The sequence below is a fragment of the Gordonia sp. NPDC058843 genome (genome assembly GCF_042743165.1).
Classification (GTDB): Bacteria; Actinomycetota; Actinomycetes; order Mycobacteriales; family Mycobacteriaceae; genus Gordonia.
Map to the genome: position 1 here is coordinate 32,358 of NZ_JBHYNC010000027.1, position 21,455 is coordinate 53,812.

Annotated in this window: 20 protein-coding genes; 13 read left to right on the forward strand and 7 right to left on the reverse strand. The window is 66.8% G+C overall.

The genetic code is table 11. The annotated features are described in order from the left end of the window. Positions 1–38: 38 nt before the first annotated feature. The 5 genes from ACFW3F_RS17100 to ACFW3F_RS17120 all read left to right on the forward strand — a co-directional run bounded on the left by ACFW3F_RS17100 (position 39) and on the right by ACFW3F_RS17120 (position 4,091). A complete protein-coding gene (locus tag ACFW3F_RS17100; protein ID WP_388059405.1) occupies positions 39–899 on the forward strand; it encodes an SDR family oxidoreductase in 861 nt (286 codons plus the stop codon). A gap of 120 nt (positions 900–1,019) precedes the next feature. Beyond that, positions 1,020–1,667, forward strand: coding sequence for a dihydrofolate reductase family protein (locus ACFW3F_RS17105; protein ID WP_388059407.1), 648 nt, complete (start codon positions 1,020–1,022; stop codon positions 1,665–1,667). Between the two features lie 119 nt (positions 1,668–1,786). Further along, the gene (locus ACFW3F_RS17110; RefSeq protein ID WP_388059409.1) at positions 1,787–2,539 is read left to right on the forward strand and encodes an isocitrate lyase/phosphoenolpyruvate mutase family protein; all 753 of its coding nucleotides are present in this window, start codon (positions 1,787–1,789) and stop codon (positions 2,537–2,539) included. 94 nt (positions 2,540–2,633) lie between these two features. Continuing rightward, complete coding sequence (locus ACFW3F_RS17115) at positions 2,634–3,059, forward strand: pyridoxamine 5'-phosphate oxidase family protein (protein ID WP_388059411.1); 426 nt, start codon at positions 2,634–2,636, stop codon at positions 3,057–3,059. A gap of 63 nt (positions 3,060–3,122) precedes the next feature. Then, positions 3,123–4,091 (forward strand): hypothetical protein, encoded by a 969-nt coding sequence (locus tag ACFW3F_RS17120; RefSeq protein WP_388059412.1) that lies wholly within the window; start codon positions 3,123–3,125, stop codon positions 4,089–4,091. 117 nt (positions 4,092–4,208) lie between these two features. Here the strand turns inward: ACFW3F_RS17120 and ACFW3F_RS17125 are convergent, their stop codons facing one another. Beyond that, a complete protein-coding gene (locus ACFW3F_RS17125) occupies positions 4,209–5,414 on the reverse strand; it encodes a TetR/AcrR family transcriptional regulator (protein ID WP_388059414.1) in 1,206 nt (401 codons plus the stop codon). A gap of 201 nt (positions 5,415–5,615) precedes the next feature. Between ACFW3F_RS17125 and ACFW3F_RS17130 the strand changes: the two genes are divergently transcribed. From ACFW3F_RS17130 to ACFW3F_RS17150, 5 genes are all read left to right on the forward strand, one after another. Next, positions 5,616–6,422 carry an enoyl-CoA hydratase-related protein gene (locus ACFW3F_RS17130; protein WP_388059415.1) on the forward strand — a complete coding sequence of 269 codons (807 nt, stop codon included), beginning with the start codon at positions 5,616–5,618 and terminating at the stop codon, positions 6,420–6,422. A 79-nt stretch (positions 6,423–6,501) separates the two neighbouring features. Then, positions 6,502–8,106, forward strand: a complete 1,605-nt coding sequence (gene fadD5 / locus ACFW3F_RS17135) for a fatty-acid--CoA ligase FadD5 (protein WP_388059417.1) — start codon at positions 6,502–6,504, stop codon at positions 8,104–8,106. Positions 8,107–8,335: 229 nt separating this feature from the next. Continuing rightward, entirely contained in the window at positions 8,336–9,466 is a 1,131-nt protein-coding gene (locus tag ACFW3F_RS17140) for an NDMA-dependent alcohol dehydrogenase (RefSeq protein ID WP_388059419.1), read from the forward strand. Positions 9,467–9,489: 23 nt separating this feature from the next. Continuing rightward, entirely contained in the window at positions 9,490–10,308 is an 819-nt protein-coding gene (locus tag ACFW3F_RS17145) for a serine hydrolase domain-containing protein (RefSeq protein ID WP_388059421.1), read from the forward strand. Positions 10,309–10,435: 127 nt separating this feature from the next. Continuing rightward, positions 10,436–10,954, forward strand: coding sequence for a DUF3145 domain-containing protein (locus tag ACFW3F_RS17150; RefSeq protein WP_388059423.1), 519 nt, complete (start codon positions 10,436–10,438; stop codon positions 10,952–10,954). Between the two features lie 74 nt (positions 10,955–11,028). Here ACFW3F_RS17150 and ACFW3F_RS17155 read toward each other — a convergent pair whose 3' ends face one another. From ACFW3F_RS17155 to aceE, 6 genes are all read right to left on the reverse strand, one after another. Beyond that, positions 11,029–12,480, reverse strand: a complete 1,452-nt coding sequence (locus tag ACFW3F_RS17155) for an acyl-CoA carboxylase subunit beta (protein WP_388059425.1) — start codon at positions 12,478–12,480, stop codon at positions 11,029–11,031. Positions 12,481–12,517: 37 nt separating this feature from the next. Further along, positions 12,518–13,786, reverse strand: coding sequence for a KasA/KasB family beta-ketoacyl-ACP synthase (locus tag ACFW3F_RS17160; protein WP_388059427.1), 1,269 nt, complete (start codon positions 13,784–13,786; stop codon positions 12,518–12,520). After that, on the reverse strand, positions 13,786–14,088 hold the full coding sequence (gene acpM / locus ACFW3F_RS17165) for a meromycolate extension acyl carrier protein AcpM (protein WP_004022984.1): 303 nt from the start codon (positions 14,086–14,088) through the stop codon (positions 13,786–13,788). Before acpM ends, ACFW3F_RS17160 begins: the two co-directional genes overlap by 1 nt. Before the next feature lie 130 nt (positions 14,089–14,218). Continuing rightward, positions 14,219–15,127: an ACP S-malonyltransferase gene (locus ACFW3F_RS17170; protein WP_388059429.1), complete on the reverse strand. Its 909-nt coding sequence runs from the start codon at positions 15,125–15,127 to the stop codon at positions 14,219–14,221. Positions 15,128–15,322: 195 nt separating this feature from the next. Beyond that, positions 15,323–16,594, reverse strand: coding sequence for a PucR family transcriptional regulator (locus ACFW3F_RS17175; protein ID WP_388059431.1), 1,272 nt, complete (start codon positions 16,592–16,594; stop codon positions 15,323–15,325). 76 nt (positions 16,595–16,670) lie between these two features. Then, entirely contained in the window at positions 16,671–19,553 is a 2,883-nt protein-coding gene (aceE, locus tag ACFW3F_RS17180; protein WP_388059469.1) for a pyruvate dehydrogenase (acetyl-transferring), homodimeric type, read from the reverse strand. Positions 19,554–19,705: 152 nt separating this feature from the next. Between aceE and ACFW3F_RS17185 the strand changes: the two genes are divergently transcribed. From ACFW3F_RS17185 to ACFW3F_RS17195, 3 genes are all read left to right on the forward strand, one after another. Then, positions 19,706–20,326, forward strand: coding sequence for a hypothetical protein (locus ACFW3F_RS17185; RefSeq protein WP_388059433.1), 621 nt, complete (start codon positions 19,706–19,708; stop codon positions 20,324–20,326). 193 nt (positions 20,327–20,519) lie between these two features. Further along, positions 20,520–20,942: a DUF3052 domain-containing protein gene (locus ACFW3F_RS17190; RefSeq protein ID WP_064570596.1), complete on the forward strand. Its 423-nt coding sequence runs from the start codon at positions 20,520–20,522 to the stop codon at positions 20,940–20,942. Beyond that, positions 20,939–21,421: a peroxiredoxin gene (locus ACFW3F_RS17195; protein WP_388059435.1), complete on the forward strand. Its 483-nt coding sequence runs from the start codon at positions 20,939–20,941 to the stop codon at positions 21,419–21,421. Before ACFW3F_RS17190 ends, ACFW3F_RS17195 begins: the two co-directional genes overlap by 4 nt. The last annotated feature ends 34 nt before the right edge of the window (positions 21,422–21,455 follow it).

The following is a 21,455-nucleotide window of genomic DNA, read 5'->3' on the forward strand; positions in this document are numbered from 1 at the left end:
CATACTGTGACCATCCACCCCGAAGAGAAGAGGAAACGATGACCACAGCAGTGACCGGCGCAACAGGGCATCTCGGCGGACTCGTGATCGAGGAACTACTCGCTCGGGGCGTCGTCGCTGCCGACGTCGTCGCGATCGTCCGAGACGAGTCGAAAGCGTCGACGCTTCTGTCGCAGGGCGTTTCGGTCCGTGTCGCCGACTACGACGACCCGGACTCGTTGCGGAACGCGCTCGCGGGAGTCGACAGGTTGCTGCTGATCTCGGGGTCGGACGTCGGGCAACGTCTCGCTCAACACACGAACGTCATCGAGGCCGCTGAGGTCAACGGTGTCGCGCTCGTCGCGTACACCAGCCTGCTGCACGCGGACACGAGCGGTCTGAGTCTGGCTCCCGAGCACGTCGCCACCGAAGCCCGGCTACGCGAGTCGCCGATTGCCGCCGTGATCCTGCGGAACGGCTGGTACTGGGAGAACTACCTGTCGACCATCTCGCAGGCGGCGTCGACGGGGACGCTGTTCGGTGCCGCCGGCCAGGGGAGGCTCGCGGCCGCTGCCCGCGCCGACTACGCAGCCGCGGCTGCGGCTGTGCTCACCGCCGATACCGATCAGGCCGGGAAGGTCTACGAGCTGGGCGGCGACGAGCGGCTGACCTACGGCGAGTTCGCCCGCGCGATCGGTGAGGCGTCCGGTTCGACCGTCGAGTACCGCGACCTATCCGAAGACGAATACCAGGCGACCCTGGTCAGCGCGGGCCTGCCCGAGCCGGTGGCCGCGATGCTGGCGAGCTCCGACGCGGGTATCGGTCGCGGTGAACTGGACACCACCTCAGGTGATCTCCAGTCGCTCATCGGCCGGTCGTCGACCCCCCTCGCCGACGTCATCGCACAGGCGCTCGGCTGAACCTCCGTCACACGACTCCGTCCCGGCGTGTTCCACCTGAGTCGCAACGATGAGTTTTCCGGCGCCATCGGGTCTGTCCGCGTAGATTGCTCGTGCCGACGACGACAGGAACGCCAAGCCATGCCACAACTACTCAGAGTCCAGAACTTCTCCATCTCGCAGGACGGGGTCGGGGCGGGGGAGAACCAGACGTTCGAGCGTCCCTTCGGGGACCGTGTCGAACCGTGGGAGCTGATGTCGTGGGCGGGTGCCACCGCGAGCTGGCCCAACCGGACCGACCCGGGTGGCACCCGCGGCCTCGACGACTACTTCACTCGCGACTTCACCCACAACATCGGCGCGGAGATCATGGGCCGCAACAAATTCGGTTATCAGCGCGGCCAGTGGACCGACCATGAGTGGCAGGGCTGGTGGGGCGACGAGCCGCCCTTCCACACACCCGTCTTCGTGCTGACGCACCATGTGCGCCCGTCGTTCACGCTGAGCGACACCACTTTCCACTTCATCGATACGACGCCGGCCGAGGCCGCGGAACAGGCCAGAGCGGCGGCCGACGGCAAGGACGTACGTATCGGCGGCGGCGTGGGTACCGTGCGGGAGTTCCTCGATGCCGGCCTCGTCGACACCCTGCACATCGCCGTCGCGCCCGTCACGATCGGAACCGGGCTGAAGCTCTGGGAGTCGCCCGAGGAGCTCGAGGACCGATACCACCATGAGTCGGTCCCCAGCTCCAGCGGGGTCACGCATCACCTGTTCTGGCGTGAGTAGCACCGGCCAGTCGACCACACTGCGATCCGGTTGTGTGCTGTCCCGGCATCCGGGAGAAAACACAACCGGATCGCGGCGATGGTGGAATGCACCCGCCCATCGGCGTAGTTGTAGGGACCATGACGGAACTCTCCAGCAAGGCCACCACTCTGCTCGAACTCCATAAGCCCGGAAACCCGGTCATCCTGCCCACCGTGTGGGATGCCTGGTCGGCGAATCTCGCGGTGTCTGCGGGATTCGCCGCGCTCACCGTCGGCAGTCACCCGGTGTCGGACTCCATCGGCAAGCCTGACAACGAGGGCATCACGTTCGAGGAACTGACCACCCGCATCCGGCAGATCACCGCGGCCGTCGACGTCCCGATCTCCGTCGACATCGAATCAGGTTACGGCGAGGACCCGAAGACACTCATCGACGGACTGATCGCGGCGGGCGCCGTCGGTCTGAACATCGAGGACACCGTGCACAGCGAGGGCGGTCGCCTCCGCGAGGCCCAAGAGCACGCCGACTTCGTGGGCGCCCTGCGGGCGGCGTCCGACGCCACCGACGTCCACGTGGTGATCAACGCGCGCACCGACCTGTTCGTGAAGCAGGTCGGAGACGAATCCGACCGCGTCGCTCGCGCCATCGAGCGACTGAAGCTGGCCGCCGAAGCAGGCGCGGACGTGCTGTACCCGGTCGGTTTCCACGACGACGCCACGCAGAAGCGACTCACCGAGGAGCTGCCGTTGCCGGTCAACGCGATCGGCCATCCGACCAAGAACTCGAAGTCGGCATTCGCCGAACTAGGCGTCGCCCGGGTCAGTTTCGGACCGATCTTCCAGATGGTGCTCGCCGAACGCGCCGCCGAGGTTCTCGAACCCTGGAAGTAGCCAGAGCGTTCCGTCCGGGTCGTCGAACACGGGTCGTCGAACCCGGGTAGTCGAACCCGGACGGAATGTCGGTGATGCGGTCTACCGTCGGCCCATGGCACTCACGAAATCCGAGCGAGAAGCGTTCTTGTCCGAACCCCACGTCGCGGCGCTGTCGGTGGAGGCCGAGCCCGGCCGGGCGCCGCTGACGGTCCCGATCTGGTACCACTACGAGCCGGGCGGACGTCCCTGGCTGCTGACCGGAACCGAATCGCGCAAGCTGCAGCTCATCCGGGCGGCCGGGCGGTTCACGCTGATGGTCGACGAGGTGTCGCCGCGGCTGATGTACGTCGCCGTGTCGGGGGATGCGGTCGACATGGTCGCCGGCACCCGCAGCGATCTGCAGGAGATGGCGGCACGCTATCTCCCGCCCCAGGCGGTCGAACCGTACGTCGAGATGGCCGAGAAGGACCACGGTCCGCAGACGAAACTGTTCCTCGAGCCGCAGCAGTGGGTGTCATTGGACCTCGGCAGTCTCTGATCGGGCGGGTGTTGATCCGGCAGCGAGACGAACCGCCAGGGAACGTCTCGCTACATTGAACGCATGCCGAAGTCGCGTTCCACGTCCGACCAGCCCGACTCCGGGGCCGCCGGCTCCGCTGATGAGTCCGATCGCTCTGTCGACGCCGCACCGGCCCACGCGGGTGGTACTCCGGGCGGCAGCATGGGTGTGACCCCTCTGGACGGCAACGAGTTCTTACAGGCCAACCGCAGCAACCGTGACAAGTACCGCGCCGAGGCCGAGGCCAAGGCAGCGAAGGCGGCCCGTAAGGCCGAGCGCGCACGCGGGGCAACGGGTTCTGCGTCCGACTCCGCGGACCCTGACAGATCGGACCCTGACAGATCGGACCCTGACAGATCGGACGCCGATGCCGCGGCGTCGGGTTCCGCAGACGATTCAGATGCCGCACCGTCCACTGCCACCACCGACCGGACGCCGCGCAAGCTGGACGCCCCCGCGGCCCGCCGGAGCGGTTCGGGGTGGACCGGATGGACAACGGCCGTCGGCACCCGCCCCTGGGCCGTGATCGCGCTGATGGTCGCGGTCATCGCGCTCGCGGCATCGACGGTCGTGCTCGCCGTGGCCTATGTCGACGCCGACGAACGAGCCGGCACGAGCTCGTCGGCCGGCGAGACGACGTCACTGCTCGAGACCGCCCGGAGGTACGCGGCCGAGATCTCCACCTACAACTCCGCCGACTACGGTGATCTCGATCGGCGCATCCGGGAGATCGCGACGCCCGCGTTCACGCAGACCTACATCGCGTCCTCGCAGGACGCGCGTCGCGGATCCGCTGCGGCCGAATCGGTCTCGACGGCACAGGCCGACAATGCAGGCATCATGTCGATCGACGATGGCAAGGCCGTCGTCTTGGTGACGCTGGACCAGACGCTGAAGTCGCCGCAGACCGCTCAGGAGTTTCCCGAGGGATTCCCGTACCAGTCGCGGGTCAAGGTCACCCTCGTCGAGCAGGACGGTCGCTGGCTGATGGACGACTTCGCCGTGCTGTAGGGAGCAGGTCCTGCCGGCCGAGCAGCGCCGACTGAGCATGGCGAGCACGCCGCGCCAGTCGAGGTCACTTGTCGGTCGTGGGGTGGTGGTGTCGGCAAGCCCAACCAGCGGGGACGCTCACTCAGCGGAAGGTCGGTGTGGGCGCAGCAGTATCCGCGTCGTGAGAGCTTTGATCCGCTCCGGGGAAGGCTGGGGGGACTGACGCGACAGGTCGGTGACCACATTCAGGGCTGCGTGTACCAGGAACCGTGCCTGGGCGAGGGACAGGTCGTCGCGGTCGCGAGTGACCCAGGTGGCGAACTCGTCGACGGTGATGCGTTGCTGGTTGCGCAGCGCCTCGCGGGCCTGCGGTGTCGTGTGGCCGATCTCGGTCTCATATGTCGTGATCAGTTCCGTTGTGCTGGAGGACAACCGGATGTAGTGGGCGAGCATGGCGACGATCCCCTCCCGGGGCGTGGTCGATGCGGCGAGGGCGTCGGAGATGCCCGACGTGACCCGATCGGTGGCACGCCAGAACGACGCCTCGAGGATCGCGACCTTGCTGGGAAAATGGCGGTATACGCCCGAGGCGGGGAGGTCGGCCGCCTGTGCGATGTCCTCGATCGTCACATCCCGGAACCCGCGGGCCGCGAAGAGATCGATCGCCTCGGTCAGGATCACCTCCCGCTTGGCGGCCGGGGCCAGGCCGGGCGCCGTCGGCACGTCCGGTCCGGTGTCGGCGGGCAGCTCGACGTCGAGCAGGCCGGCGGCGGCGTCGGACATCAGAACCGCCGCGTCGCGGGCGGGCAACGAAGCCCGGTGCGTCGTCGGACTCGCCGCGACGCTGATCATCGCGGCGGCGACGAGGTTGGCGTCGGGATCATCCAACGACGGTCGCAACCGCCGGGCGGCCGCTCGCACGCGACGGTGCTGATGGACGACGACGTCGCGGACGATCGCGGCGTCGTCGGGCTCGAGATACCGAGACTCCCACCGGTACAACCCGCCACGGCGTCGGTTGTCGAACGAGGTGGCCGTGATCGCTTCGAGGAGCGCGCGCAACTCGTCCTGCCCGCCCTCGGGGACGGTGTCGAGAGCGCTGCGTAAACCGGTCGCGAGCTCCGCGGTGGTCTCGGCGAACAGTGCGTACTTGTTCGGGAAGTGCCGGTACAGCGCGGGTGCGGATATGCCGACGGCGTCGGCGATGTCATCGAGCCGCACCGCGTGATATCCGCCGTCGCTGAATGCCTTGGCGGCAGCGTCGACGATGAGACGTCGCCGATCGGCGGGGCGTCGACGTCGGGCGCCGGTATCGGAGCGCGACGTCTGAGGGCGGGCGGCCATGACGACACAGCGTAGCCGGAGGCCAGGTTCTCGTGACAGGATTCGGCCCGGCTCGACAAAAGCCCAGGAAGAGCGCGCATCCACTTCTGAGAAGTTAACGAGTATTCTCGTGATCTGCGTCGCACTGTGATAGTAATCTAGGCGATGGCACAGATGCGGGGCGCTGTGTCTATCTGAACCGGCCATGAGTGGGGAGAGGTAGTGAGCGACGAGATCACGCACGGCGGAGTCGTGACGTCCGTGGACGACTCCGGAATCGGGCGTCTGACGATTTCTCGACCCGAACGGATGAACGCCCTCGACGGCGGCGCCCATCAGGCGATCGAGGAGACCTTGGCCGAGTGGTCGAGCCGGGACGACGTGCGCGTGGTCGTGATCGACGGCGCGGGCGGCAGTTTCAGTGCCGGGGCCGACGTCCGGGGCTTCGCCGAGCGATCGACCGAGGGCGGTGCGTCCGGCTTCACCCGCGAGCAGGCCCGACAAATCATCTCCGGGGGCTCCGATCTCCTGCGCGCCGTACGGTCGGTCCCGGTTCCGGTGATCGCCTCCGTCGACGGCGCGGCAGCCGGAATCGGCGCGTCACTCGCGCTCGGTGCCGACCTCATCTACGCAACCGCGCGGTCGTACTTCCTCCTCGCATTCGTCAACATCGGTCTGATGCCCGACGGTGCCGCGTCGATGTCGTTCGCCACCGCGGTCGGTCGCGTGCGTGCCAATGAACTGGCGTTGCTCGGCGAGAAATTGCGTGCCGGAGAAGCGCTCGCGGCCGGCCTCGTGAACGGGGTCGTCGACGACCGTCCCGCACTCGACGAGACCGTCGACAAGGTCGCGCGCAAGCTCGCCGGCAAAAGTGCTGCGGCGCTTCGGCTGACGAAGGCCGCGCTCGACGCGCACACGATGGCCGGTTTCGACGCCGCGATCGAGCGCGAGCTCGAAGGCCAGACCGAACTGCTCCAGTCCCCGGAGTTCCAGGCGGCGATCACGGCGTTCGCCGGCGCCTCCAAGTGATTCCTGCGTCGCGCCGGACGCACTGCACCACAACCGTTCCCGACCCCATCACCAGAGAGACAACGAGGAGACCGATCGTATGACCGCGACCGTCGACACCTTCAGCGACCTGGCCACCGAGCCGCTGCGCTCGCGCCGCAACCACTGGAACAACCAGATCCGCCGTCACGCCTTCATGACCCCGGACAAGCCGGCGCTGAAATTCCTGGGCAACATCACCACGTGGAAGGAGCTCGACGAGCGCAGCCGGGCCTTCGCCGCCGCGCTGAGCCGGCGCGGTGTGCAGTTCGGCGATCGAGTCCTGATCGTCCTGCTCAACCGCTCGGAGTACGTCGAAGCGGTCCTCGGCGCCAACCTGATCGGCGCCATCCCCGTGCCGGTGAACATTCGGATGAGCCCGGCCGAGGTCGCCTTCCTCGTCAACGACAGCGGTGCCAAGGTTATCGTCACCGAGACCCTGTTGGCCCCGCTGGCCGATGCCGCGGCCGCCTCCACCGGCGCGATCGAGCACACCATCGTGGTCGGTGGTTCGGACAAGGAGAACCACCTCGACTACGAGACTCTGGTCGCCGAGGACTCGTCGGATCTCGAGGAGATCGACGTTCCCGAGGAGACCGTCGCACTGATCATGTACACCTCGGGCACGACCGGAAAGCCCAAGGGCGCCATGCTCACCCATACCAACATGCAGGCACAGGCCGTCACCTGTCTGCAGGCTCTGCAGACCCGGTCCGACGACATCGGGTCCTGCGTCGCGCCGATGTTCCACATCGCCGGCCTCGGCGCGATGGCGCCGCTGTTCTACATGGGCGCGCTCTCGGTCATCCATCCGCTCGGTGCGTTCGATCCCAACGACATGCTCGACACCATCGAGAAGGAAGGCACCACCTCGATCTTCCTGGTGCCCGCGCAGTGGCAGGCCGTCTGTGCCGCGCAGCAGGCCAAGCCGCGCGACCTCAAGCTCCGGGTGATCAGCTGGGGTGCCGCACCGGCGTCGGACTCGGTCCTGAACGCGATGAACGAGACCTTCCCGGAAGCGCTGAACGTCGCGGTCTTCGGGCAGAGCGAGATGTCGCCGATCACCTGTGTCCTCGAGGGCAAGGACGCGCTGCGCAAGATCGGCTCCATCGGCAAGGTGGTCCCCGCGGTGACCGCGCGCATCGTCGACCCCGAGGGGAACGACGTCGCACAGGGTGAGGTCGGCGAGATCGTCTACCGGGGCCCGAACATGATGAAGGGCTACTGGCAGAACGAGCAGGGCACCGCCGACGCCTTCGCCGGTGGCTGGTTCCACTCCGGCGACCTGGTCCGCGCGGACGAGGAAGGCTTTCTCTACGTCGTCGACCGCGCCAAGGACATGATCATCTCCGGTGGCGAGAACATCTACTGCGCCGAGGTCGAGAACGCTCTCTTCGGTCATCCGAGCATCACCGAGGCGGCGATCATCGGTCGTGCGCATGAGAAGTGGGGCGAGGTGCCGGTGGCCGTGGTGGTGCTGGCCGAGGGGGTCGAGGACCTGACCCTCGCCGACCTCGAGCCGTACCTCAACGAGAACCTCGCGCGGTTCAAGCACCCGAAGGACATCGTCATCGTCGACGAACTGCCACGGAACGCCGGCGGCAAGGTCGTCAAGCCGACACTGCGCCAGAGCTACGGCAGCAAGGACGCCGGCCTGTCCGACTGACGTAGTCGTCTACATCAACACCCTCCGACCTGGGCGCGAGCACTCGTGTCCAGGTCGTTGTGTCCTCGTCCGTCTCGATCGCGCCAGGCCCCGGCCCGGCCCTGAAACGCGCACTAGAACACGTTCCAATTTTGTGGTTGAGTGACTACTGTCACGTCATGGCGGCAACCGTCGGAGTGAGTAGATCCTCCCGGTGTGAGACGCCGCCGGGTTCGAACGGAGGAGTTCAGTGAAGACTAAAGGTGCACTGCTGCGGGAGCACAACAAGCCGTGGGCGATCGAGGACATCGAGATCGGCGATCCCAAGGCCCACGAGATCAAGATCAAGATGGAAGCCGCAGGCATGTGCCATTCCGATCATCATCTGATGACCGGTGGCATCCCGATGGCCGGGTTCCCCATCCTGGGCGGGCACGAAGGTGCGGGCGTCGTCGCCGAGGTCGGGGAGGGTGTCACCGATTTCGAGGTCGGCGACCACGTCGTGCTGTCGTTCATCCCGTCATGTGGCAAGTGTCCGTCGTGTCAGTCGGGAATGGCCAACCTGTGCGACTTCGGCGCCATGCTGCTGCAGGGCGAGGCGGTGTCGGACAACACCTTCCGCATCCAGACCGCATCCGGTGAGAACGTCTATCCGATGACGCTGCTGGGTACCTTCTCGCCGTACATGGTCGTGCACGAGGCGTCGGCTGTGAAGATCGACAAGGATATTCCGTTCGAGGTCGCGGCACTGTGTGGCTGCGGCATCCCCACCGGTTACGGTTCGTCGACGCGCAGCGGCGACGTGCGTCCGGGCGAGGACGTCGCGATCGTCGGTGTCGGCGGAGTGGGAACCGCGGCCCTGCAGGGTGCGGTCATCTCCGGCGCCCGCAATCTGTTCGCCATCGACCCGGTGGAGTGGAAGCGCGAGCAGGCGCTGAAGTTCGGGGCCACTGCGGCGTTCGCCTCGGTCGAAGAGGCCGCGATGGCGATCGCGGAGACGACCCACGGCGGCATGTGCCAGAAGGTGATCGTGACGGTCGGCGAGGTCCACGGCAAGGACGTCGATCTGTGGATGGGAATCACGGCCAAGGGCGGCACCTGCGTCCTGACCGGCATGGGCAACATGCTGGAGAGCGATGTCAACCTCAACCTCGCCATGCTGACCCTGCTGCAGAAGAATCTGCAGGGCTCCATCTTCGGTGGTGCCAACCCGAAGCTCGACATCCCGCAGCTGCTGTCGATGTACAAGATCGGCAAGCTCAACATCGCCGACATGATCACGCGGCAGTACCGGTTGGACCAGATCAACGAGGGTTACCAGGACATGTTGGACGGCAAGAACATCCGTGGTGTCATCCGCTACACCGAAGAGGACTGGTGAGCACCCGGGTAACGTGACCCGATGTGTCTGTCCTTGAATCTCTGAGTGAATGGCCCGTCGACCAGGTGTCGGCGGCGATCATCACCCGTGACGGGGTCGCCGAGCAGTTCGGCGACCCCGCTCGCGTTTACGAACTCGCCTCGGTCACGAAGCCGTTGGTGGCCTACGCGGTCCTCGTGGCCGTAGAGGAAGGGGCGGTGGAGCTCGACGACCCGGCCGGACCGTCGGGGTCGACTCTCGCCCATCTGCTCTCACATGCGTCCGGCCTGGCCTACGACAGTCGCGAGGTCGAGGCATCTCCGGGGGAGCAGCGAATCTATTCGAGTTCGGGCTTCGAGGTGGCCTCTGAGTTCGTCGCGGAGGCAACCGGCATCGAGTTCGGTCGCTACCTGTCCGAAGCCGTGTGCGCACCCCTGGGGTTGTCATCGACGACGCTCTATGGGCCGGCCGGCCACGCCGCGCGATCGAGCGCGGCCGATCTGGCGGTCTTCGCGCAGGAGCTGCTGGACCCTCGCCTCCTGGCGCCGGAGACCTTCGGAACGCTGACGTCGGTGCAGTTTCCCGGGCTCGACGGCTTTGTGCCGGGTTACGGCAAGCATCGCCCCAACGACTGGGGGATCGGCTTCGAGATCAGGTCGGAGAAGAGCCCGCATTGGACCGGCACGAGGAACTCACCGCGCACGTTCGGGCACTTCGGGCAGGCCGGCACGTTCCTCTGGGTGGATCCGGAACTCGACGCGGCATGTGTGGTGCTCACCGACCGACCCTTCGGACCCTGGGCGAAGCCGCTGTGGAGCGAATTCAACGATCGTGTCGTTGATGAACTCTCGTCACAGAACTGAATTTTTCTCGCACGAGAAACTAGCGCAACACGTGCATCATGGGGCACAATTGACCTCACGAGTGTGATATCCGCTGTCGCGAGGTGTGTTGGGGAAGACGTTCCTCGTCGACAACGGAGGTGAACAAGTGCGCAACCTGAACCAGTTTGCGGACATGACAACAGGAGTGGTCTACATCCACTCGGCGCCGGTGGCGCTGTGCCCGCATGTGGAGTGGGCTCTGTCGTCGACCCTGAATGCGCGCGCCAACCTGAAATGGTCGGCACAGGATGCCGATCCGGGCATGCAGCATGCCACTGTCGACTGGGCAGGGCCGGTCGGCACTGCCGCGCGTCTGGTGACCGCTCTGCGCGAGTGGTCGGCGCTTCGGTTCGAGGTGACCGAGAACCCGAGCGAGGGGGTCGATGGCGAGCGGTTCTGCTACGTCCCCGGCCTCGGTCTGTGGCGCGGCTCCACCAGTGCCAACGGTGACGTCATCATCGGCGAGAACCAGTTGCGCTCGATGATCGAGTCACAGCCCGACAGCGCCGGTCTCGCCGGCGAACTCGAAGGCGCGCTCGGTACCGCATGGGACAACGCGCTCGAGCAGTACCGCATGGGCGGCGCCGGCGCCGAGGTCACCTGGTTGCAGCAGCGGGTGGGCTAGCAGGAAGCAGACACGACAACGAAGAGTGCCCCGGTCCTTCGAGGACCGGGGCACTCGTCATCTGTGCAGAAGAGTCAGAGCGGGATGTTCTTGTGGCGCCCGCGGCGTGCGGGTGCCGCGGCAAGGGCCTCGGCGATGATGCTGCGTGTCTGTGCCGGGTCGATGATCTCGTCGACCACGCCGATGGACTGCGCACGGCCGACACCGCCGGCGATCGCCTCGTGCTCGGCGGCGAGGCGATCGTGCAGAGCCTCGCGCTCGTCGTCGGGCGCAGCCGCAAGAGCCTTCTTGTGCAGGATGCCCACCGCAGCCTTGGCGCCCATCACGGCGACTTCGGAACCCGGCCAGGCGAAGACCGCAGTGGCGCCCAGGGCACGCGAGTTCATCGCGATGTAGGCGCCGCCGTATATCTTTCGGGTCACCAGGGTGACACGGGGGACCGAGGCCTCGGCGAAGGCGTGCAGGAGTTTCGCGCCCCGTCGGACGACGCCGTTCCACTCCTGGCCGACGCCGGGCAGGTAGCCCGGCACGTCGGTGATGACGATGAGCGGGATGCCGAAGGCGTCGCAGAGGCGGACAAACCGTGATGCCTTCTCCGCGCTCTCGGAGTTGAGGCAGCCGCCCATCCGCAGCGGGTTGTTCGCGATGATGCCGACGCTGCGACCGGACAGCCGACCAAAGCCGACGACGATGTTCGGTGCCCACTTGGCTTGCAGCTCTTCGAAACTGGAGATCGGTGTCTCCCCGTCGGCGCCAACGCCCGAATCGAGCAACTGCTCGACGACGGGGTGAACGTCGTAGGCACGGCGATTGGACTCGGGCAGCAGAGCCTTGAGGTCGGTGTCGCCGGCCCGGGCGTGTTCGCGGTCGAAGTGCCCCTGCTGGGTGAACGTCGAGACGAGACGCCGTGCGCGCCAGAGCGCGTCGGGCTCGGAGTCGGCGACGATGTGGCAGACGCCGGACTTCTTGCCGTGGGTGGTGGGGCCGCCCAGCGACTCCATGTCCACTTCTTCGCCGGTGACGCTCTTGACGACGTCGGGGCCGGTCACGAAGACCCGGCCGGCCGGCGCCATGATGACGACATCGGTCAACGCCGGGCCGTAGGCGGCGCCGCCGGCGGCGAAGCCGACGACCACCGAGATCTGTGGGATGTAGCCGGAGGCACGCACCATCGCCTCGAAGACCTGTCCCACCGCGTGCAACGCCTCGACACCCTCGGCGAGGCGCGCGCCACCCGAGTGCCAGATGCCGATGACCGGCGCCTGCTCGGTGATGGCGGTGTCGATGGCGTTGACGATGTGCGCACACCCCACGACACCCATGGCGCCGCCCATGACGGTGCCGTCGGTGCAGTAGGAGACCGTGCGAACCCCGTGGACGAGACCGATGGCGGCCTGGACTCCCGATTTGTCGCGCGGATGGAGCAGCGACATCGTGCCTTCGTCGAAGAAGTTCGTCAGCCGCAACAGGGGGTCGCGGGGATCGGCAGCCTCTTCGCGGCCGGCAACGGGAGCCAAGGTCGTCATCGATGTCTCCTGGGTGTCGGGGGTGTGGCGGGAGTGCTCAGTAGCGACCGAAGGCGAGCGCCACGTTGTGCCCACCGAAACCGAACGAGTTGTTGATCGCGTAGTCGATCTGCCCGTAGCGGGGTTCACCGTGGACGACATCGATCGCGCACTCCGGGTCCAGATTCTCGAGGTTGAGGGTCGGCGGGATGACGCCTTCCTCGATGCTCTTGATGGTCAGGACCGACTCGAGCGCCCCCACGGCACCGATGGAGTGTCCGAGCGCGGACTTCGGCGCGTACACCGCGGCGTGCTGACCGATGGCGGCGAGGATGCCCGCTGCCTCCGCGGTGTCGCCGATGGGTGTCGACGTGGCGTGCGCGTTGATGTGGCTGATGTCCGACTTCTGGAGACCGGCGGTCTGCAGCGCGCGTGCCATGGCCCGCGCGTTGCCCTGACCGCTGGGATCAGGTGCCACCAGGTGGAAACCGTCGGAGGTGATGCCGGAGCCCAGGAGGCGGGCGTGGATGTGCGCGCCGCGCGCTCTGGCGTGATCTTCGCGCTCGAGGATCAGCATGGCCGAGCCCTCACCGAAGACGAAGCCGTCGCGATCCTTGTCGAACGGACGCGAAGCCGCGGCGGGATCCTCGTTGCGCGTGCTCATCGCGCGCATCATCGAGAAGGCTGCGATCGGCACCGCGTCGATGTGTCCTTCGACACCGCCGGTGACCACCATGTCGGCATCACCCATGACGATGTGACGCCATGCGTGGGCGATGGCCTCGGCACCAGAGGAACAGGCCGAGACCGGAGTGATGACGCCGGCTCGTGCGCCGACGTTGAGTCCGACGACGGCGGCCGGACCGTTGGGCATCGCCATCGAGACGGCGAGCGGGGACACCTTGCGGTAGTTCCCGGTGCCCTCCATGGCCTTGACCGCGTCGATCATCGCGTCGGCGCCACCCTGGCCGGTGCCGATGACGACGGCGAGGCGGTCCTTGTCGACGTCGGGTTCGCCGGCCTGCGCCCAGAGGCGCTTGCTCATCACGTGGGCGATGCGTTCGACGTAGGCCATCCGTCGGGACTCGACGCGCGTGACCTCCTCGGCAGGATCCTGGAGGAGACGACCGCCGATCCGTACCGGCAGGTTGTACTTGGTGATGAAGTCGTCGGTCAGCTCACGGATGCCCGATTCGCCGGCCAGCAGGTTCTTCCAGGTCGAGTCGAGATCCCCACCCAACGAGGTGGTGGCCACCATGGAGGTGACCACCACACTCGGGAAGTTCCCACCCAGCGTGTTGTACTCGCGGAGGGAAGAGGGGGTCATCAGGCCTCGTCTGCCTCGACCTGCGCCTTGATGGCTGCGGCGGCCTCGGGGTTCTCGTTCTCGAGCTTCTGGATGTAGGCGACGGCGTCACCGACGGTGCGCAGGCCGGCCAGATCCTCATCGGGGATCTTGACGCCGTACTTGTCCTCGGTCTGGACCGCGATCTCGACCATGGACAGCGAGTCGATGTCGAGGTCGTCGACGAACGACTTCTCGAGAGTCACCTCGGACGGCTCGATGCCGGTGACTTCCTCGATGATCTCGGCGATGCCGGCAATGAGTTGTTCCTGGGTGGCAGCCACTGTGTGGTTCCCTTTCGGTTTTGCTTCATGGACGTGGGTTTCCGGAGCGCAGGACGGACCGAAGAGTCCGCGCGCTTGGACACGTCGGCCTCAGGCCGACGTTCCGGGGGTCGCGAACCAGTCGCGACCGCTATCCAAGTTCGGTGATCTTCGCGATGTCGCCGGGCTCCTTGAGCGCCAGCGCCGGGGTGCCCTTGAGTTCGCGCTTGGCGATACCCACGAGCGTGCCCGCCGGGGGCAGTTCCACCACGGCGGTGGCGGAGTGATCACGCAGGTACGCCGAGCAGAGATCCCAGCGAACCGGCTTGGTCACCTGACCCACAAGTTTTGTCAGTGCGTCGGCGCCGTTCGTTACAGGCTGACCGTCGGAGTTCGACAGCAGGGTCCGGGCGGGATCGGCGGGCGTGATCTGCGCGGCGGCGGCGGCGACGGCGTCCTGGGCCGACGCCATGAAGTGCGTGTGGAACGCGCCGGCGACCGCGAGCTTGCGGATGCGTGCTTTCTCCGGCGGTGACGCGATGAGCTCGTCGATCTGCTCCACCGCGCCGGCGGCGACGATCTGGCCGGCGGCATTGCGGTTGGCGGGCACGAGCTCCAGTTCTTCGAGCCGGGCGAGGACCGCCGCCTCGTCGCCACCGAGGACTGCGGCCATGGTCGTGGGCTGCAGGGCGCAGGCCTTGGCCATCTCGGCACCGCGGATCGCGGCCAGCGTGACTGCCTCGTCGGCGGAGATCACGCCGGTGATCGCCGCGGCGGCGAGTTCGCCCACCGAGTGACCTGCGACCACGGCGTCGGCGGGCAGTTCGCCGTTCTTGCGCACCTCGTCGTACGCCAGCAGAGCGGCGACCACGACCAGCGGCTGCGTCACCGCGGTGTCGGTGATCTCCTCCGCCGTGGCGGTGGTGCCGAGACGCTCGAGATCCAGTTGTGTCTGTTTGGACCACGTGGCGATCTGGTCACGCGTGCCCGGCAGTTCGAGCCATGGCACGAGCATGCCGGGTGTCTGTGAACCCTGTCCGGGAGCAAGCATCGAAAGCACGTGACCAGAGAACACCCTTTACCCCGGGGATGTGGGTGTGGAGAAGCATGAACCTTGTTGCCGCCTTTTGTGGGGTTCCCACAAAGGTGACCTGGAGGTCACCTGGTTCGTCACCAGTCTGAGATTTGTTATCGAACCGTGTTCTTAAGGCTTCTATCAGGGGAAACGGTGAATCGGACATGAAACCGGTGTGACTCATGTGGCGGATGATGGCAATTTGTGCCGGAAGTGTGTCAGACGACCCACCGTCGACGCGATCCTCAGAACGTAGGCATCTCGCGGGTTAGTTGGGTCACGTCCTGTGATTTCTGAAATTTTCTTCAGTCGATACCGAACGGTATTTGGATGTATGTACAGAACGCGGGCGCACGATTCGACCGAGCCGCCCGAGTCGAGGTACGCGTCGAGCGTGATGGTGAGCGTCGCGCCGCCGTCGGCGAGCGGATGGACGAGGGATTCGATCAAAGCGGTCATCGCTGACTCGTCGCCGTTGAGGGCGCGCTCGGGCAACAGTTCGAGACTGTGGACAGGCCGGGGAGCGCTCGGCCAACCGGCCACCGCCTCGATCCCGGCCATGGCCTCGGTGGCGCTCGAGTGCGCACTACCGAGGTTCGGCATAGTCGGGCCGATCACCACCGGACCGTCGGCGAAGTGGGAGAGCAGGGCCGCGACGAACTTCTCGGTCGGACGGGCGGGCCCGCTCACGATGGCCACCAGTACCGCGCCCTGCACCACCGACAGGGCCGACCGGTCGAAGGACTTGGCCGTGTTGTGGATGGCCAGCGGTACCGACACGTTCTGTTCCGGTGGCGGTGTCCCGACGATGACGGTGGCGGTCGCATCCGAGTCCCAGTTGAGTGCCGCTGCGCGAGACAACAACTGGGGGCCGGTGTCGCCGCGGACCACCGCGTCGACGACGAGGGCCTCGAGCCGGGAATCCCACGCGCCCCGCGACTCTGCGGCCGAGGCGTAGATCGATGCCGCGGCGAAACCGATCTCCCGCCCGTACCGCAGCACCGACTCGGTGAGCGCGCGGAGCTGGGCGTCGTTGCGGGCCAGGAGCGGGAGCCACTTCTCGAAGAACTCCATGGCGACGCGGACCATCTCGACGGTCTGCAGGAGGGTGATACGTCGGGCGAGGTCCTGGGGAACCACCTGGAAGGCCTGGACCGTGAATTTCACGTTGCCCTCGGGGTCCTGGATCCACTCGACGAAGTTGACCACTGCGGTCTGCACGACGAGCTGCACACTCGCGCGCTGCGCGGCGTCGAGATCGGAGAAGTAGGGCAACTGGTCCTGCATCGAGTGGACCGCTTCGGTGGCGAGCCGACCGCTGTACTGCTTGACCCGGCGGAGCAGCGTGTCCGGGAGTGCGTCGTGGACGGTGGCGGGGGCCGGTACGTGGGCACCCCGCTCACCGAACACGTCAGCCGGTGGTGGCTTCCTGTTCACGCGAGGATCGGACACGACCTCAATCTAGACCCTCTGCCGGGCGCAGTACCCGACCGTGGGGCGAGACGAGGTCGCGTCCGACGCGCGACGCTCAGGCGACGCCCGGATCGCTGGTCTGCTCGGGTGCGGCCGCGACGTCGTCGATCCGGTACTTGTCGGCGGCCTGCTTGGCCACCGACATCTCGATGTTGCCGTCCCGGGCGAGCGCGACGAGTACCGCCACCACGATCGACTCGGCGTCGACGTTGAAGAACCGCCGTGCCGCCGGACGCGTGTCGGAGAAACCGAAACCGTCCGTGCCCAGCGTGAGATACGAGCCCGGGAGATACGCCCGGATCTGCTCCTGCACGCCGCGCATGTAGTCGCTCACCCCGACGAACGGGCCGGCGGCATCGGCGAGCAACTCGGTCAGATACGCCGGGGCCGGCTCGGCCGCCGGGTCGCGCAGTGCCTCGCGATCGGCGCGGATGCCGTCTCGGGCCAGCTCGCTCCACGAGGTGACCGAGTAGACGTCGGCGCCGACGTTCCATTCCTCCGCGAGCAAGTCGGCGGCGCGCAGTGCGTCGGGCATGGTCACACCGGAGACGAGGATGTTGGCCGGGTGTTCCTTGCCCTCCGGCGCCTTCTGGAACCGGTAGGCGCCCTTGACGATGCCGGTCGGGTCGAGTCCCTCGGGCTTGGCCGGCTGACTGATCGGCTCGTTGTAGACGGTCAGGTAGTAGAAGACGTTCTCCGGGTCGTCCCCGTACATCCGCTCGATGCCGCTCTCGACGATGTGGCCGAGCTCGTAGGCGAAGGCCGGATCGTAGGCGACGACCGCGGGGTTGGTCGCGGCCAGCAGCGGCGAGTGCCCGTCGGCGTGCTGGAGTCCCTCGCCGGTCAGCGTCGTGCGGCCCGCGGTCGCGCCGATGACGAAGCCGCGCGCCATCTGATCGGCGGCCGCCCAGAAGCTGTCGCCGGTGCGCTGGAAGCCGAACATCGAATAGAAGATGTACAGCGGGATCATCGGCTCGTCGTGAGTCGAGTACGACGTGCCGACGGCGGCGAAGCTGGCCGCCGAGCCGGCCTCGTTGATGCCCTCGTGGAGGATCTGTCCCTCCGAACTCTCCTTGTAGGCGAGCATCAATTCGGCGTCGACCGAGGTGTAGAGCTGACCGTTGCGGTTGTAGATCTTGAGGGTCGGGAACCACGAGTCCATACCGAACGTACGCGCTTCGTCGGGGATGATCGGGACGATGCGCTTGCCGATCTCCTTGTCGCGCAACAGATCCTTGAAGACCCGCACGAGCGCCATGGTCGTGGCGACCTGTTGCTTGCCCGACCCCTTCGCGGTGGCCTTCAGGGCCGAACTCATGTCGGCCTTCAGGACTTTCGCCTTCGTCCGCCGGCTCGGCAGGAAGCCGCCGAGGGTCTTGCGCCGGTCGAGCATGTACTGGAGCTCCGGCGAGTCCTTGCCGGGGTTGTAGTACGGCGGCAGATACGGGTCCTTCTCGAGCTGCTCGTCGGTGATCGGGATTCGCGTGCTGTCGCGGAAGGCCTTCAGGTCGTCGAGGGTCAGCTTCTTCATCTGGTGCGTCGCGTTGCGGCCTTCGAAGTGCTTGCCCAGCGTGTAGCCCTTGATGGTGTGGGCCAGGATGACCGTGGGCTGTCCCTTGTGGGTCATCGCCGAGGCATAGGCGGCGTGGATCTTGCGGTAGTCGTGACCGCCGCGCTTGAGATTCCAGATGTCGGCGTCGGAGAGGTCCTTGACGAGCTCCTTGGTACGCGGGTCGCGGTTGAAGAAGTGCTCGCGGACGAACGCGCCGTCGTTGGCCTTGTAGGTCTGGAAGTCGCCGTCGGGGGTGGTGTTCATCAGATTGACCAGTGCGCCGTCGCGGTCGGCGTGTAGCAGCGAGTCCCACTCACGTCCCCAGATGACCTTGATGACGTTCCATCCGGCACCGCGGAAGAAGGATTCGAGTTCCTGGATGATCTTGCCGTTGCCGCGCACCGGACCATCGAGACGCTGCAGGTTGCAGTTGATGACGAAGGTCAGGTTGTCGAGGCCCTCGGTGGCCGCGAAGCTGGCGAAGCCGCGCGATTCCGGCTCGTCCATCTCGCCGTCGCCGAGGAATGCCCACACGTGCTGGTCGGACGTGTCCTTGATGCCGCGGTCATGCAGGTAATGGTTGAAACGTGCCTGGTAGACCGCGTTCATCGGGCCGAGGCCCATGGAGACAGTCGGGAACTCCCAGAAGTCGGGCATCAGGCGCGGGTGGGGGTACGACGGCAGGCCGCCGCCCTCACCCGCGTGGCTGTGTTCCTGCCGGAAGCCGTCCATGCGGGCCTCGTCGATCCGGCCTTCGAGGTAGGCGCGGGCGTAGATGCCCGGGGAGGCGTGGCCCTGGATGAAGATGTGGTCGCCGCCGCCGGAGTGATCCTTGCCGCGGAAGAAGTGGTTGAAACCGACCTCGTACAGCGATGCCGACGAGGCGTAGGTGGAGATGTGACCGCCGACGCCGACGCCCGGGCGCTGCGCCCGGTGCACCATGATCGCGGCGTTCCAGCGGATCATCTGGCGGAATCGGCGCTCGACGTCCTCGTCACCGGGGAACCAGGGCTCGGCCTCGGTGGGAATGGTGTTGACGTAGTCGGTGGAGGTGAGCGCGGGGATCGACACGCGCTTCTCGCCGGCGCGTTCGAGGAGTCGCAGCATCAGGTACCGGGCGCGACCGGGGCCCGCGGCCTCGAGAAGGGCGTCGAACGAGTCGAGCCATTCATCGGTCTCGTCGGGGTCGATGTCGGGCAGATAGGACGCGACTCCTTCACGGATGACACGGACTCGCTGTCCGGCGGCGCGTCCGTTCGAGCGGGGGCCGGTGTTCCCGGCGGGTTCGCTCGGCGAGACGTCCTGTGTCGCATGGTCCATCTGGTTGGTCACGGTGATGCCTACTCCCTCTGACAGGCCGGACTCGGGGTGGTGGTCCGACTGCATGGCGTCGGGCACCGCGCTCCGATGTTGTGCGGTGCCTCCCTTCATCGTGCCCCATGTGGGGTGGCTTGGCACCGGGTGGATCCGTGTCGGGTGTCGCGATCGCTCCGATGCGGTAGCGTCCAGAAACTGTTACTGACCAGTAGGGGGAGTGGATGCCGGATCGAGGAGCGGCGGCCGTCGGTGGCCGCCGGGGCCGCGCCGTCCGGTCGGTGACCGCGGCCACGATCGCGCTCGGTGCCGCGCTGTCGGGTGCGTGCGCCTCGACGGTCGGTGGCGCCGGTGCGCCGGCACCGGGCGACGTCGCGATCTACCGCTCCGAGCTGTCGGCCTCGGCGGCCGCCGAGGTGCGGGCCGAGGGCGTCGAACTGTGCCGCGAGTCGATGGCGTCGATGGTCGTGATGGTCCGTGGGTTCAACGCCTTCGTCGCCAGGCTGAACACGGCGCAGTCCTATCCCGGGGTCGGGGATCTCGACGAAAAGGCACGGGCCAGCCTGATCGCCGGAGCCGATCAGATCCGTCCCAAGATCACCGAGACGGCACCGCCGGACGTCTCGGCACCGGCGCGGACGTTCCTCGCCTCGACGGCACGCCTCGAGAACGCGATCCGTCGCGAACTGAGCGCCGGCCTCAATCCGGTGTCGGGCCAGTGGTCCCGGGACAAGCAACGGCTGCTCGACGTGTGCGGCGCCTACACGCCGCTCCCGGCGGCGTCGTCGGCCACCCCGCGCCCGTCGGTTCCCTCGACGACGTCGCCGGACCGACCGCGCGGTTGACGCTGCCGCGATCGGGGTACCGGTACGGAACAGCCGATCGCGAAACGCCCGAAATCCATGACGGCGTTCAGCTTGCAATGTGAGGCTTTAGGCTGTTGCCTATGCTGACAGGCGAACAGCGTGCGGAAGCGTACGCGGATTCGGCACAGACGACGCACACAACGATTCACAAATCTTCAGGAGGTCACGCGCGGTGGTAGCCGCCACAGACGGTAACAACGCCCAGAAACTGGGCTTGACCGCAGGCTTGGTCGTGCAGGAACTCGGCTGGGACGAGGACACCGACGACGAACTGCGCGCTGACATCGAGGACGCGATCGACGCCGAGATGGTCGACGAGGATGCCGATGACGTGGTCGACGTCGTGGTCCTCTGGTGGCGCGACGGCGACGGTGACCTCGTCGATGCGCTGATGGACGCGATCGGTCCGCTCGCCGAAGACGGATTCGTGTGGGTGCTCTCGCCGAAGACCGGTCAGCCGGGCTATGTCGACCCGAGTGAGATCGCCGAGGCGGCCCCGACCGCAGGACTCACCCAGACCTCGGCCATCAGCCTCGGGGACTGGTCGGCGGCCCGACTCGTTCAGCCCAAGGCCCGCGCGGGCAAGAAAGCATGAGCGATGCGCTGCCTACTGCGCCTCTGACCGTCGGCGACCGCGCACCGGACTTCGCCCTTCGCGACCAGAACAACCAGCTCGTGTCGCTCTCGGCACTGCGGACCGATCGCAACGTGCTGGTGGTGTTCTTTCCGCTCGCGTTCACCGGCACCTGCCAGGGCGAGCTGGGCTACATCCGCGACCAGCAGCCCCGCTTCGACAACGACGACGTGACGACGGTGACCGTCTCGGTCGGTCCCTCACCCACACACAAGGTGTGGTCGGCGGCACAGGGTTTCCTGTTCCCGCTGCTGTCGGACTTCTGGCCGCATGGCGACACCGCCCGCGCCTACGGCGTGTTCAACGAGGACCGCGGTTACGCGAATCGCGGCACCTTCCTCGTCGATCGAGACGGCGTGATCGTCTTCGCCGACATGGTCGGTCCCGGCGAGGTACGCGAGAACTCAGTATGGGACAAGGCGCTCGGCGTCATCGGCTGAATCGGATCGCCGGTCATCGAGTTCAATCGTTGCC